The following is a 14,969-nucleotide window of genomic DNA, read 5'->3' as shown; positions in this document are numbered from 1 at the left end:
TTTATATTTAGGAGGAAGGTATATGATAAAAGAATTTAAAGAATTTGCCATGCGTGGAAATGTAATTGATATGGCAATTGGTGTTGTAATGGGTGGTGCCTTTGGAAAAATAGTAGATGAAATAGTTGAAATCCTAATGCGTTTTGTTGCTGCAGTAACAGGTGCTGTAAAGTTTGAAGATTTAGCAATAAAAGTTGGTGGAGTAAATATTACCTACGGTGCAGTCCTTCAACAAATAATTAGTTTCATAATTATTGCCTTTTGTATGTTTCTTGTAGTAAAGGCTATGAATAAGGTTTTAGAAATGGGAAAGAAGGAAGAAAAAGTAGAACCAACTACAAAAGAATGCCCTTATTGTTTTTCTGAAATACCAATACAGGCTACAAGATGTCCTAACTGTACTGCAGAATTTGAAGGTTATATGAATCCTGTAGAAAATAAATAAGATTTTAGCTTTGATAATATTATCAAAGCTTTTTTTACGCCTATATATGTATTGTCTACTGTCTTGTCAATGGAAGGCTATCGTGTTATACTCTTACCATTATAGAGAAAGGACCTAAGAATGAATAAAGAAAAAATAGATATTTTAAAAAAAGAAAAGAATACTGTTATTTTAGCCCACTATTATGTTGATGAAAGTATTCAGAAAATAGCGGACTATGTAGGAGATTCCTTTTATTTAGCCCAAGTAGCAACTAAATTAGAAGAAAAGAATATTATTGTTGCTGGAGTTTATTTTATGGGGGAAAGTGTTAAAATCTTAAATCCGGAAAAAAATATATATTTAGTAAACCCAAAGGCCGATTGTCCCATGGCCCATATGGTAAATATAAATACAATAGAGGAAATGAGAAATAAATATAATGACCTAGCAGTTGTCTGTTACATTAATTCAACAGCAGAAATAAAATCCCATAGTGATATTTGTGTTACATCGGCAAATGCGGTAAAAATAGTTAGGAAGTTACCTGAAAAGAATATATTTTTTATTCCTGATGGAAATTTAGCCAAGTATATTGAAAAACTTGTCCCTGAAAAAAACATAATAGCTAACAATGGATTTTGTCCAATACATAATAGAGTTTCAGCTAGGGCAGTTAATAATTTAAAAATGAAATATAAAGATGCGAAAGTATTAGCCCACCCTGAATGTAAAAAAGAAGTTTTAGATATAGCAGATTATATTGGAAGCACAAGTGGAATTATTAAAAAGGTCGGAACTTGTAATTTAAATGAATTTATTATTGTAACAGAAATTGGAATTAAATATGAACTGTTAAAAAATTATCCTAATAAGAGATTTTATTTTTTAGATAGTATGATTTGTGAAGACATGAAGTTGTTAGAATTAAAAGATTTGTTAAAGACTATGGAAAAAGGTGGAAATGAAGTTTTTGTTAGTGAGGAAGTTATAGAAAAAGCAAAAAAACCTTTAAAGAGAATGTTGAAATTAGGGGAGTAGGATTTGGAAAATATAAAAGCTAATACTGTCATAGTTGGCTCTGGTGTAGCAGGTTTAATTTGTGCCTTGACCTTGCCTTCTTCTATGAAAGTAATATTATTAACAAAACAAAAACTTGAAGATAGTAATTCCTATTTAGCACAAGGTGGAATTGCTGTAAAGAATGGTTTTGGGGACAAAGATTCCTTTATTTCAGATACTTTAAAAGCCGGTCATTACAAAAATAATTTTAAGGCAGTTGAAACCCTAGTAGAAGAATCCCCAAAAGCCATTAAAAGCTTAGAGGAACTTGGAGTGAAGTTTGAAAGTGAAGAAGGGGACTATTCTTATACAAGAGAAGGGGGGCATAGTAAAAATCGTATTTTATATTGTGGAGATTTTACCGGAAAAGCTATAATGAATGCTTTAATAGCCCAAGTTAAAGAAAGGAAAAACATAAGGATTCTTGAAGACTGTACTATGGAAGATCTTTTAGTTAAAAATGGCGTTTGTTATGGTGTATATGGAGTAGCAAATAATAAGGGTTTATTTATTAATGGAAAATCCACAGTTATAGCAAGTGGAGGAATAGGTGGAATTTATAACAATACTACTAATTACAAACATATTCAAGGAGATGGAGTAGCACTAGCCTTAAAACATAATATAAAGCTTAAGGACTTGTCCTATATTCAAATACATCCAACAGCCTTATATGAAAATACAAGAAAAAGAAGATTTTTAATTTCTGAATCTGTTCGAGGTGAAGGGGCAATTTTACTTAATAAAAACAAGGACAGATTTATTGATGAACTAAAACCTAGGGATATTGTTTCAAAAGCTATTATTAGGGAAATGGAAAAGGACAAAGTGGAATTTCAATGGCTTAGAATGAATTTAATAGAAAAGGATATAAGGACAAGGTTTCCGAAAATATACGAATATTTGAGAAAAATTGGACTTAATCCATATATTGATGATATACCAATAGTTCCGGCCCAACATTATACTATGGGAGGAATTGAGGTAAATTTAAATGGGGAAACATCTATGCCAGGATTATTTGCAATTGGAGAAGCCTCCTGTACCGGAGTTCATGGAAAAAATAGATTAGCCAGTAATTCTTTATTAGAATCTGTTGTTTTTTCTAAAAAAACTGCAGATTTTATAAAAAACATTACCAAGGAAGAAGTTAATATTAATGACTTTCAAATAGGAGTTTCTAATTTGGAAAAGAAAAAAGATATAATAAAGGAAGGAATAAAAAATGATGAATTTACCAAAATTAAATTACTTAACAATAGATAAAATATTACTAGAAGCCTTAAGGGAGGACATACCAATTGAAGATATTTCTACAAATGCAATTATTTCAGAGGAATCTATAGGTCAGGTAAGCCTATATGCAAAAGAAGATGGAATAATTGCAGGACTTAATATTTTTGAAAGAATATTTAAGCTTTTAGATTTTAATACTAATATTACATATTATTACAAGGATGGAGATAAAATTACTAAAGGGAAGGAAATTGCCTTAATAGAAGGAAAAGTAAGAACCTTATTAACTGGTGAGAGAGTTGCCTTAAATTATTTACAAAGACTTAGCGGTATTGCCAGCTATACTAGAAAAATGGTAGAATCTTTAAATAATAAGAGTATAAAAATAGTAGACACTAGAAAAACTACACCAAATATGAGAATTTTAGAAAAATACGCAACTAAAGTTGGTGGCGGCTATAACCATAGAAATAATTTATCCGATGGAATTTTATTGAAGGATAATCATATTGCAGCAGCAGGCTCAATAAAGAATGCTGTGGAAAAAGCCAAAAAATATTCGTCGTTTATTAATAAAATAGAGCTAGAAGTAGAGAATTTAGAAATGGTAAAAGAAGCATTAGAAGCTAAAGCTGATATAATAATGTTAGATAATATGTCAATTGACAATATAGAAAGGGCAGTGAAATTAATTAATAATCAAGCGGAAATAGAATGTTCGGGAAATATTACCTTAGAAAATATAAAGGACTATAGTAACTTAGAAATTGATTATATTTCTACAGGAGCACCGACTCATTCTTCAAAGGCATTGGATTTATCAATGAAAGATTTAAGGGTATTAAAATGAGTGAAACTACAGACAGAAGAAAAGAAATAATAAATATATTAAAAAATAGCAGTGATTTAGTATCAGGAACGAAACTGGCAAATAAACTTGGAGTGTCTAGGCAGGTTATTGTTCAAGATATTGCCATATTAAAGGCAGAAGGTCATACTATATTTTCTACCAACAGAGGATACAGACTGGAAAATAAAGATAAGTATAAAAAAATTATTAAGGTATCCCATAAAGATGAGGATATAGAAAGAGAATTAAATGCAATAGTTGATCTAGGTGGCGAAATAAGGGATGTTTTCGTAAATCATAAGGTCTATGGTGCTATAAAAGTGGATATGAATATAAAATCCAGAAGAGATGTTAAGAAATTTCTTTCAGAAATAAAATCTGGCATTAGTCAGCCATTAAAAAATTTAACGGAAAATTATCATTACCATACAATAGTAGCTGATGAAAAAGAAATCTTAGATGAAGTTGAAAAAGAGCTGGATAAGTTAGGATTTTTAGAAAAATCCTCAAAATATAATACAAATAATTAAAATACATTTCTAAAAAAATTAGAAATGTATTTTTTTATAGATAGTCCTTGACAAAAATAGAACAAACATGTACGTTATTTATAGAAATAAATTTAAATATATTTAAAATGCTAATATATATTTTATCTTATTTTCTTTAATAATTGGAGGTAAAAATATGAACTATGTTGGAATAGATATTGGTTCAACAGCTAGTAAGGTAGTTATATTAGATGAAGGCAAAGAGTCTATTATTCATAAAAAAGTAATGCCAAGTGGTTGGAATAGTAAGGAAACTAGTGAAATTATAAAAAACTGGATAGGGGAATTAGGTTTTAATAGAAATGATATAAGTATAGTTGCTACAGGTTATGGTAGGGTAAGTGTTCCCTATGCAGATAAGACCATTACAGAAATTACCTGTCATGGGAAAGGTGCAAATTTCTTAAGAGAGGGAGATATGACCGTAATTGATATAGGTGGTCAAGATACAAAAATCATTCAAATAAAAAATGGGCAGGTTATGGATTTTATTATGAATGACAAATGCTCAGCAGGAACAGGGAAATTCTTAGAAATAATGGCAAATAGATTGGGATTAACCTTAGAAGAAATGTTCGATTATGCAGAGGAAGGGACAGAAATAAAAATATCTTCAACCTGTACGGTTTTTGCTGAATCAGAAGTAATATCCCTAATGGGAAAAGGTACATCTAGACAGGATATAGCAGCAGGTGTTGTTAACTCAATATGTGCAAAAGTTGTATCACTAGCTAATAGAAAACCATCAAGGGAACAATATTTTTTAACAGGTGGATTTAGTGACAGCAAGTATATGATAGATGAACTAACAAAAAGATTGGGAACTCAGGTTTATACAGATGAAGATGCTAGGTTTGCCGGTGCTATTGGAGCAGGTCTTTTAGCATGAAGGAAAAATTAAAGAAGTTAGAAAATGAATTATTGGAATTAAGGAAAACAGCCTTTGTTGACTGTATTATGAAGAAAATGGAAAAAGACAATATTGTTGGAGTATTTGGAGAAAATATAGATGAAGGATTACTATATGGCTATGGTTTAATCCCAATACCTATTATTGGCTTAGACTCATATATTTTTGACTATGGATATACTGAAGGCTGTGACCCTATAAGGTCGACAATGGTGTACTTGGAAACTGAAAAATGCCCCTTACTCTTTTCATCGAAGATGTATATTCTAGACGGCTCCTGTCCTAAAATAGAGGAAGAATTTTTAAGGAGAACAGAAAAAACCGTCTACAAGTATAATTCGAAAAAAGATTTGGATTCTCTTATAAAAAAAGAATACGGTTTTGAATTTTCAAAAAAAAGGTTTAATGAGGCTGAGAAATATTTAAAGGAAATTAAAAGTATTTTAGAAGAAGTTGAAGAAAGTGATTTTCCAAGTAAAGAATTTTTTCTCCTGTCCTTTTATACAAAATATATTATAGATTTAAAAAAACGAAAAGAATTTATAGAAAGGGTAGTTGAAAAGTTTTCTTTTAAAAAGGCTGACAAAAGAAAAGAAATTATAGCTATGTGTCCAGGAGGAATAATTAACAATATTAATTCTAACTTAGAAGAAAATCATTATAAAATAGTGCAAAATAATAAAAATGCCGATATTACATGTTGTAGATGTATATATAATGCTCCAACATGTTTTAATTATACAAGGGGGGGAAAGTAATGACAGATAATCATTTAATGTGGGAAAATTTAGGAATGGATGTAAAAACTCATGATATTTTATGTGAGGTTTTACCACAGGCCTTTGGAGATGTTTACTTAACACAGGAAAACCGTCCAAATGGTATGGATTACTTTAATATGGTAGTAGGGGATATTCATGGAATAAGACCGGCAGAATTAATAAAACTCCAAGAGGAGGAAGGAAAAAAAGTAGTAGGTACTTTTTGTATTCATGTTCCAGATGAAGTAGTATTTGCAGCAGGTGGAATATCAACAGGTTTATGTAGTGGTTCACAATTTTGGGTACCGGGAGGAGAAAAAGTATTACCAACGGCAACTTGCCCTTTAATAAAGGCTTCCTTAGGGGCTCATTTTGACAAAACCTGTCCTTTCTTTAGAATTTGTGATTTATTCGTTGGTGAAACAACCTGTGATGGAAAGAAAAAGGCTTGGGAAATTCTATCAGAAGATACAGAAATGTATATAATGGATATACCTCAAATGAAACGTCCACAAGATTTTAAAAAATGGGAAGAAGAAATTAGAAATTACATAGGAAAAATAGAAGAGATTACAGGAAATAAAGTAACAGAAGAAAGTTTAAAAGATTCAATAGTAATGTTAAACAATAAGAGAAAAGCGTTACAAAGACTTAATAACTTTAGAAAACTGGACAATATTCCAATAAGCGGTAGAGATGTTTTACTAATTCACCAAATAGCTTTTTATGATGACCCAACTAGATTTACAGAAATGGTAAATAAACTATGTGATGAATTAGAAAAGAGGAAGGAAGAAAAGGTTTCGGTATTTGAAAAGGGAACTAAAAGAATACTACTTACAGGAACACCACTTTCTATTCCAAATTGGAAACTACATCAAATAATTGAAAACAGTGGAGGAGCTGTAGTTTGTGAAGAAATGTGTACAGGAATAAGATATTGTGAAGCCTTAGTAGATGAATCTGGCGAAAATATAGATGAAATGGTAGAGAATTTAGCAGAAAGATACTTAGGACATATTAACTGTGCTTGCTTTACTCCAAATAAGTCTAGAATAGATGATATTATTCGTCTAGCAAAAGAATATAAGGCAGATGGAGTAATAGATGTAAATTTAAAATTCTGTAATATTTATGATACAGAAGGATATTTCGTTGAAAAAGCTATGGCTGAAGAAGGAATACCTTGTATTGGCATAGAAACGGATTATACAGATGAGGATGCAGAGCAATTAAAGACAAGAATAGGTGCCTTTATTGAAATGTTAAACTAGAGGAAGTTATGAGTAATAGGAAATATTATGTATTTATGCCAAAAGCTGCCGATGCTATGGCCTTACTTCAAAATATTAAGGAAAAAGGAGTAGAGTCTACACTTGTTCCTACACCAAGGGAAGCAGACCACTGCTGTGGAGTAAGTATTCTTTACTATAATCCCTTAGACAAAGAAAAAATAAGGTCTATTGCCCTAGAAGAAGAAATTTCCATAGATGGCTTTTGGGATATGGAAAACAAAGACAATCCTAATAGGAATAGATTTTTGTAAAAATAATATTATATTTTTTCGAATAAGATATTTATTTTGAAATATTTTATTTGAAATAAACACAAATACTAGACGATCATTAACAGCTATTTGTTAATGATCATCTAATATTTAAATATAATTTGTTTTGTAAATTGGAGGTGAGAAATGATAAAAATAGAAAAGTTAAAAAAACATTATGGAGAACTCAAGGTTTTAGAAAATATTAACTTAAAAATAGATAGGGGTAAAATTTATGGAATAGCAGGCAGAAGTGGGGCTGGCAAATCTACCTTATTAAGATGTATAAATAAACTTGAAAATTATGATTCAGGTTCTATTAAAATAGATGGGGTTGAAGTTGAATTATTATCAGATGAAGAAATCAGATTATTAAGGAAGGAAATTGGAATGATTTTTCAAAATTTTCCATTAATTTCAAGAGCCACTGTTTATGAAAATGTTGCTTTACCAATGACTTTATGGAAATGTGATAAGAAATATATTGAAAAGCGTGTTAAAAAACTTTTGGAGTTAGTACAAATTCCGGAAAAATGTAATAATAAGGCACGTGAATTATCAGGAGGACAAAAGCAGAGAGTTTCTATAGCAAGGGCCTTAGCCATGGAACCTAAAATACTATTATCAGATGAATCTACCTCAGCCTTAGATCCCAGTAGTACAGATTCTATAGTTTCCCTATTAAAAGATATAAATGAGGAATTGAATATAACTATTGTTGTAGTAAGTCATGAGATGGATGTGATGCAAAACTTATGTGATGAGATGGCAATAATTGAAAATGGAGTAATAAAAACATTAGGGAAAGTAGAAGATGTTTTTATAGAAAAATCACCTGCCTTATTACGACTTTTAGGCAATGAAAATATAAGAGAATTTGCAGAAGAAAAAAATGTCTTAGAAATTTTTTATGATATTGAGGGCACAAATGCAACTTTATTTAGCGAAATGGCAAAGGATATTAATGTTGACTTTAAGTTGTTAAGAAATGAAAGCATGAATCTTAAAAATAGCAAATTAGATACAGCATTAATTAGTGTATCTAATAATGAGTTGGAAAAAATTAAAGAATATCTTGTAAAAAGAGAAGTAAGGTACAGGCAATATTAAAAGGAATTGATGCATACATGAATAATGAAATGTTAGTTTATTGGAAAAAGTTAATAGCACCATCTATTTTGGAGACTGTTCAGATTGTGTTTTTTACAGTACTTATAGGATTTGTTTTTGGTTTTTTTCTAGCGGTATTATTAACATTATATGGTCCAACAGGATTAAATTACAAGAAAAAGATGTATACAATTTTAAGTTTTATAATAAATAGCATAAGGTCGTTTCCAATATTGATACTTATAGTATCTATAGCACCTTTAACACGTTTAATACTAGGAACAACAATAGGAACTAAGGCTATTATTTTACCGTTATCAATAGCCGCAACAGCATTTATCTCAAGGTTATTAGAGAATAGTTTTATTCAAGTTGATAGGCAATTAATTGAGGCCGCTAGATCATTGGGGGCTACGGACTTACAGATAATAAGAAGAGTGATTCTAAAAGAATGTACACCATCAATAATTTCAATATTAACTCTAACTACTGTTAATTATATAGCTGCGACAACTATAGCAGGAGCTGTAGGAGGCGGTGGAATAGGTGCAATAGCTTTAACATATGGATATCAAAGTTTTAATAATACAATATTATATATGGGAGTTTTTATTTTATTATTATTAGTTAATATAATTCAATATTTTGGAGAATGGTTATATAAGAAAGTATTATAATATTTTAAGATATGAAATAGAAGGGATTTGTATGAATAAAATAAGTTATGGAAAATGGATTAATACATTATTAGACCTTGATAGAGGGCCGGTGGGAGTAAAGTTTTTATTATCAAAAGAAGACTATCAAGCTTTAGAAGTTAAGGAGCCAAGTCGAAGAATATCGTACTGTTCTTTAGTTAGTAAATCATCTGCAGGAGAAGCTTATAAATTTCATAAAGGTCATATGGCATGTAGTGGAGGCTCAACAGCACTCGGATTGGAAAAACCTACAGAAGAAATGATTTCGGGAGAACGGAGATTATCTCAGGGAGCATACAATGATTTAGAAGTCTGTAGGAAGGTTTCTAGTAATATGAAGTATTGTCAACATGATATATATGGGGCCTCGGTTATGCCTCTAGAAAAGTATAATACTTTTTCGGATTTTACTCCAGATGTTATTATATTTATTTGCAACCCATTTACTGCAATGAGAATTATACAAAGTTATGCATATAAAAGAGGACATGCTAGTAATATATGTGTTTCTGGAATGCAAGCTATTTGTCAAGAAAGTACTTCGTTACCATATATAAATAATCAATTGAATATATCGTTAATGTGTTCAGGAACTAGACTATTGGCTAAGTGGGAAAATGATGAAATGGCAATAGGAATTCCTTACAACATGTTAGGAGACATTGTAGAAGGTTTAAGAAAAACTGTAAATCCATTAGAAAGAAATCCAAGGAAGAGAATAATAGAAAAAAAGCTTAAACAGGAAAATATTAGTACCGAGATAGAAATAATCTTTAATAAAAATTATGATGACAAATGTTATATAGGAGGAAATATAGGAGAGGCTCCTGGAAAATAAATTTAATAAAAAAGTAGAGGGATAAGATGAAGATATCAAGGAAAATGATAGTTGCTATATTAAGTATTTTGGCATTGGGGATTGTAGTTATAGGATGTTCAAAGGATAATTCTAAAGAAATAGAATCAGGAATAAGTAAAAAGACCATAAGTATTGGATGTATGCCATTAAACAAAGATGCTGTAGAAGCATTGACTGATTTTATGGGGGAAAAAGGATACGAAATAGATATTAGAATTTTTGATGGTAATAATTTACCGGCTGAAGCTTTAGCTGCTAATGAAATAGACTGCTTATTATTAAATCATTTACCATGGATAAAAACATTTAATGCACAACATGATTCCGAATTGACATTGGTAGATGGATTTAGTTATGCTTCAGAACTGGGTATATATTCCGAAAAGCATTCATCGATAGAAGAGATTCCGGAAAATGGTATAATAATTATATCAAATGATCCTACAAACATAGATAGATCATTAACGTTTTTAGAACAGTTAGGGTTAATTAAATTAGGTGAAAAAAATGGGGAGTTTTATTCTATTTTGGATATAGTTGAAAACCTAAAAAATATTGAATTTAGAGAAGTTGAAACTACAAGTACAGCTGGTTCTTATAAGGATGTAGATGCAAGTGTAAGTTTTACAAGTGTAATGAAAAATGCCGGTATTGATGCTCAGGGATATATTGAAGAAGATGGAAAATCTAAAGATTTTCCAGTAGGTTTTGTAGTGAATAAAGGTAATGAAGAAACAAAATGGGCTAAAGACTTAGTTGAAGTTGCACAAAAAGAAGAGTATAAAAATAGATTTGATAATATTTTTGAAGGAGCATATGTAATACTTGAAAACAAATAGAAATAGATTTTTATAAAAATATTAAAAAAGATGGTTTGAACTGGTGTTTGAACCGTCTTTTTTTATTGATAAAACACTTCAATGGGTAAATATGTAATAGGTATAGGCAATTAAAGGAGTCTCGAGAAAATAAGTAGGAGATTTTCATTTTCCTTCACCAACACCATAAATTATAATACCGGGTAGGGTTAATTAAATATAGATGGTTTTAATAAAAATATAATCCCTAAGTTACCTTAGAACTTAGGGATTTTTTATAAGTTTAATTACTTAAAGATATTTTTCTTAAATTCTTTTATTGAGTCTATAACGGAAAGGGAATTATTTTCTAATTTGTCGTAGTCAATGTCATAATTATATCTTATAATAGCTGCTGAAATCTCTCCTGCTAGTATAATGCTCATAACCATGTAGTACATCCAAATAAATAAAATCATAACTCCTACTAAGGGACCATAAATAGAGGACATTTTTGAAAAATTGTTAATGTAGAAGGTATAGGCTAGGGTTACTATAATAACACTAACAGTGGCAATAAATCCCCCAATTAAACATGGTATAAAGGGAGGCAGGTCCGAAAAGGAAAAAGTAGGACCAAACATATACATAAAAGAAAAAGAAATAACCATTAAGATAAAGGGAACTATTATTCTGGAAAAATTAAATATAATTTTGTAGACTATTTCTATTTCAATTTTAAAAAAATCTATTATTGTATTTATTATAATATCACCAAAAACCAAGCCTAGGAGTAACACTACAATAATCAACACTAGGATTACCGTAAAAATAATAGCCTTTACTTGGGTTGCTAAAAAAGTAGTAGTACCTTCTTTATCGAAGGCCATGTTTAAAGATTTTATTAAAGCCTTCATCCCTCTTGAAGAAGTCCATAAGGCAATTAAAATACCTACTGATAAAATACCGGTACTTCTTTGTGAAAGTATGAATCTTAATACGGAAATACCAATATCGGCAATATCCTTAGGAAAGGTATTTATATAGCTTTCAATTACATTCATCTGACTTGATGCAAAATATAGTATTACATTTATTGCAATAACAAGAAAGGGAACTAAGGCAACTATTAAATTGTAGGTAGTTTGTGAAGTTAACATAGTAATATTATCTTTTTTTATATGATTAAATAAATCCTTGAGGAATAATTTAAAATCAAATTTTATATTTTTCTTTTTTACATACATAATATCAACTCGTTATATTAGTTTCCTAAATTTTTTTCGAAATTACTTATATTGGTTCTTAGTTTAAAAAAAGTTTCCAATAGCTCTGTTAAATAATAATTAAAGGCCATATAGTATTCCTCGTCCTTACAAGTAGGTATAACAACTAGACTATTACCAAAATATTTTTGAATTAATTCAAGATTTTCCTGACTTACATTAGGAATATTTTCAGTGTCGGCTATTTGAGTTATTAATCCAAAGGCAGAGTAAAAATCATAGTTTATAGTAGAAATATCCGAAATCTTAATTTCCCTATTCATAAAAAGTTTTTTATCGTTTTTAATTGATTTTAATTCTGTATTAATTTCGTTTATATCATCAATTAAATTTTCAACCTTAATATTTGGCGAGCTTGCCAATAGAAGTTGAAAGGAATTTTCAAATTCCTCTAAGGATTTTTTATATGTGTTTAAAAGGAAATTCGGTCTACTAGGTGGTGCTATAAAATAATTAATTAAAAAACCAATTACCAAGCCTATTGCTGTATCTGTTACTCTAAAAAATGAATACATTATATAGTTAGGGTCTGTTGCTAAACGTGGTTTATATAACATAATAACAACAAAAACTATACAAGAAAGGGAAATTGATTTTTTCCAATTAAAAAAGTTACATACATTAATAATAAAAATAATTCCAAAGAACATAGCTATCATACTCTTTATTCCAAAATATTGGAATAAAACTGCAAGGGCCGCTCCCATAATAGTAGATATCATTCTATTAACACTAACTTTATAAGAATCAAAAACTGATGAAGTCATAGAAACTACTGCAGAAATTCCTGCTAATATAGGGTTATTCATTCCTAGAAGTTCAGCAATATAAATAGATAAAGTTGTAGCTACAGCAGTTTTTAAAGTCCGTAGTCCAAAAATATGCTTCAAAAAATTTTTGAATTTACTCATTATTTTCACCTCGTATATAATATTATATTATATATGTGAAAAATACTAGAACGGATACAATAAATATTCGTAATATTAAAAATAAAATTATAAAAATTCGTATGAAATAATTTGAAATAGGAAAATAAAAAAGTTATCAATATACTAATTAACAATAGGATACTAGTAAAAATAGGTTTTCCACAAAGTTATCCACATTATCCACAATTTTTAATCCACAATTGTGAATAACTTTCATAATGTATATTTATATCCTCTAATATTTTTTAAACAATAAACTTAATATAATTATACAATTGTGAATTATATTTTCTAGAATAAGTTACAAACTATATTTATTTGACAAAATATCGACTAAATCTTAAATTACTTTATATAGATATTATTATTGGATATAATATAAAATAAGAAAAGAGTTAAGTATATTGTAGTATTGTAGTTTCTATTTTAAATATTGGGTATAATTTAATATATAGGAAAGAAATAGTTCTTATATAAAAAATAAAGAAACTATTTTATTATAGGAGGTATATGTATGAAATTCAATCATATGGGAAAAAATTACAAATTAAGTGACAGTTTGAAAGAAGTATCAGAAAAAAAACTAAGTAGGCTAGACAAATATTTTACAGAGGATGTTGAATGTAAAGTAACTTATAGCCAAGAAAAGAATTTAAGAAAAGTTGAAGTTACAATACTAATGCCAGGAACAGTTATAAGAGCAGAAGAATCAACAGATGATATGTATACTTCTATAGACAGAGTAATTGATTCATTGGTTTCTCAAATTAGAAAGTACAAGACAAAACTACAAAAAAGACTAAACAATGGTAAGACTATTAGATTTGAAAATATACCGGAACTTGAAGACCATGAAGAGGATACTTCTAAAATAGTAAAGGTAAAATCTTTTGGAGTAAAACCAATGAATGCTGAAGAAGCAATATTACAAATGGAATTAGTAGGACATAATTTTTACGTTTTCCTAGATGGTGATACAGATTTAGTAAAAGTTGTATATAAAAGAAAAGACGGAAATTATGGACTTTTAGAGCCAGCGTTTTAATTTATTAATATAAATCTAAGGAATCAACTTAGTTGATTCCTTAATTATTATGGGGTTATATAGGGGTTATTATGGAAATAAATAAATATATTGATCATACATTACTTAAACCGGATGCAACAATAGAGCAAATAAAAAAATTATGTTACGAAGCTAAAGAATATGATTTTAAATCTGTTTGTGTTAATGGATATTATGCAAGAACTGTAACGGAATTACTTCAAGGTTCAGATGTTAGAACCTGTGTAGTAGTTGGTTTCCCATTAGGTGCTTCAATTTCAGAAATAAAGGCCTTAGAGGCAGAGAGGGCAATTGAAGATGGTGCTTCAGAAATAGATATGGTTATTAATATTTCTGCCTTAAAGAATAAGGATTATGACTATGTTCAAAGGGATATTGAAAAGGTATTAGAAGCTACTGATGATGCTGCAATTCTTAAGGTAATAATAGAAACGGGACTTTTAACAGAGGAAGAAAAAATTAAAGCCTGTGAAATTGCCTTGAAATCCGGGGCTGATTTTGTAAAAACATCAACAGGATTTGGAAATGGTGGAGCAACAGTAGAGGATGTAGCCTTAATGAAAAAAGTCGTAGGAAATAAGGCTGAAGTTAAAGCTAGTGGGGGAATAAGAACTAAGGAAGATGCTTTAAAGATGATTGAAGCAGGTGCAACAAGAATTGGAGCTTCCAATGGTGTAAAAATTGTTAGTGATTAATTCTAAATATTAAATAAATATAAATTTTCTATACGCTCAAATGGGCGTATTTTTTATTAGGGAAAATAATTCCAATAGAATTTTATAATATGTATTTTATTACTTAATTCAGAGAATATATATTTTGTTAAATATTAGTATAAAATTTCATGAAAATGTTTTTTTTCTTAGAATTTGGTTATAATA

At 29.2% G+C, this 14,969-nt stretch carries 17 protein-coding genes; 15 read left to right on the top strand and 2 right to left on the bottom strand.

Annotated features, from left to right (window positions below; genetic code table 11):
* Positions 1-22: 22 nt before the first annotated feature.
* The 13 genes from mscL to WAO56_RS08635 all read left to right on the top strand — a co-directional run bounded on the left by mscL (position 23) and on the right by WAO56_RS08635 (position 10,846).
* The gene (mscL, locus tag WAO56_RS08695) at positions 23-445 is read left to right on the top strand and encodes a large conductance mechanosensitive channel protein MscL (protein WP_422143917.1); all 423 of its coding nucleotides are present in this window, start codon (positions 23-25) and stop codon (positions 443-445) included.
* Positions 446-565: 120 nt separating this feature from the next.
* Positions 566-1,465 carry a quinolinate synthase NadA gene (gene nadA, locus WAO56_RS08690; RefSeq protein WP_422143918.1) on the top strand — a complete coding sequence of 300 codons (900 nt, stop codon included), beginning with the start codon at positions 566-568 and terminating at the stop codon, positions 1,463-1,465.
* Positions 1,466-1,468: 3 nt separating this feature from the next.
* On the top strand, positions 1,469-2,752 hold the full coding sequence (locus tag WAO56_RS08685; protein WP_422143919.1) for an L-aspartate oxidase: 1,284 nt from the start codon (positions 1,469-1,471) through the stop codon (positions 2,750-2,752).
* On the top strand, positions 2,712-3,572 hold the full coding sequence (gene nadC / locus WAO56_RS08680; protein WP_422143920.1) for a carboxylating nicotinate-nucleotide diphosphorylase: 861 nt from the start codon (positions 2,712-2,714) through the stop codon (positions 3,570-3,572). The genes WAO56_RS08685 and nadC overlap by 41 nt, the downstream gene beginning before the upstream one ends.
* Positions 3,569-4,102 carry a transcription repressor NadR gene (locus WAO56_RS08675; RefSeq protein WP_422143921.1) on the top strand — a complete coding sequence of 178 codons (534 nt, stop codon included), beginning with the start codon at positions 3,569-3,571 and terminating at the stop codon, positions 4,100-4,102. Before nadC ends, WAO56_RS08675 begins: the two co-directional genes overlap by 4 nt.
* Positions 4,103-4,259: 157 nt before the next feature.
* Complete coding sequence (locus WAO56_RS08670; RefSeq protein ID WP_422143922.1) at positions 4,260-5,012, top strand: acyl-CoA dehydratase activase; 753 nt, start codon at positions 4,260-4,262, stop codon at positions 5,010-5,012.
* A complete protein-coding gene (locus tag WAO56_RS08665; protein ID WP_422143923.1) occupies positions 5,009-5,791 on the top strand; it encodes a hypothetical protein in 783 nt (260 codons plus the stop codon). The genes WAO56_RS08670 and WAO56_RS08665 overlap by 4 nt, the downstream gene beginning before the upstream one ends.
* Entirely contained in the window at positions 5,791-7,068 is a 1,278-nt protein-coding gene (locus WAO56_RS08660; protein ID WP_422143924.1) for a double-cubane-cluster-containing anaerobic reductase, read from the top strand. The genes WAO56_RS08665 and WAO56_RS08660 overlap by 1 nt, the downstream gene beginning before the upstream one ends.
* Before the next feature lie 8 nt (positions 7,069-7,076).
* Entirely contained in the window at positions 7,077-7,340 is a 264-nt protein-coding gene (locus WAO56_RS08655) for a DUF3343 domain-containing protein (RefSeq protein WP_422143925.1), read from the top strand.
* Between the two features lie 147 nt (positions 7,341-7,487).
* Positions 7,488-8,450, top strand: a complete 963-nt coding sequence (locus WAO56_RS08650; RefSeq protein WP_422143926.1) for a methionine ABC transporter ATP-binding protein — start codon at positions 7,488-7,490, stop codon at positions 8,448-8,450.
* 17 nt (positions 8,451-8,467) lie between these two features.
* Positions 8,468-9,127 (top strand): methionine ABC transporter permease, encoded by a 660-nt coding sequence (locus WAO56_RS08645; RefSeq protein ID WP_422143927.1) that lies wholly within the window; start codon positions 8,468-8,470, stop codon positions 9,125-9,127.
* Positions 9,128-9,158: 31 nt separating this feature from the next.
* The gene (locus WAO56_RS08640; RefSeq protein WP_422143928.1) at positions 9,159-9,986 is read left to right on the top strand and encodes a DUF169 domain-containing protein; all 828 of its coding nucleotides are present in this window, start codon (positions 9,159-9,161) and stop codon (positions 9,984-9,986) included.
* A 26-nt stretch (positions 9,987-10,012) separates the two neighbouring features.
* Entirely contained in the window at positions 10,013-10,846 is an 834-nt protein-coding gene (locus tag WAO56_RS08635) for a MetQ/NlpA family ABC transporter substrate-binding protein (RefSeq protein WP_422143929.1), read from the top strand.
* 266 nt (positions 10,847-11,112) lie between these two features.
* Here WAO56_RS08635 and WAO56_RS08630 read toward each other — a convergent pair whose 3' ends face one another.
* Entirely contained in the window at positions 11,113-12,051 is a 939-nt protein-coding gene (locus WAO56_RS08630; protein WP_422143930.1) for a YihY/virulence factor BrkB family protein, read from the bottom strand.
* 17 nt (positions 12,052-12,068) lie between these two features.
* A complete protein-coding gene (locus WAO56_RS08625) occupies positions 12,069-13,001 on the bottom strand; it encodes an FUSC family protein (protein WP_422143931.1) in 933 nt (310 codons plus the stop codon).
* A 535-nt stretch (positions 13,002-13,536) separates the two neighbouring features.
* Here WAO56_RS08625 and hpf point away from each other — a divergent pair.
* A complete protein-coding gene (gene hpf / locus WAO56_RS08620; protein WP_422143932.1) occupies positions 13,537-14,067 on the top strand; it encodes a ribosome hibernation-promoting factor, HPF/YfiA family in 531 nt (176 codons plus the stop codon).
* A 71-nt stretch (positions 14,068-14,138) separates the two neighbouring features.
* Positions 14,139-14,783: a deoxyribose-phosphate aldolase gene (gene deoC / locus WAO56_RS08615; RefSeq protein ID WP_422143933.1), complete on the top strand. Its 645-nt coding sequence runs from the start codon at positions 14,139-14,141 to the stop codon at positions 14,781-14,783.
* The last annotated feature ends 186 nt before the right edge of the window (positions 14,784-14,969 follow it).

The organism is Miniphocaeibacter sp. (assembly GCF_049276255.1).
Classification (GTDB): Bacteria; Bacillota; Clostridia; order Tissierellales; family Peptoniphilaceae; genus Miniphocaeibacter.
This window is presented reverse-complemented; position numbering and strand designations above follow the sequence as displayed.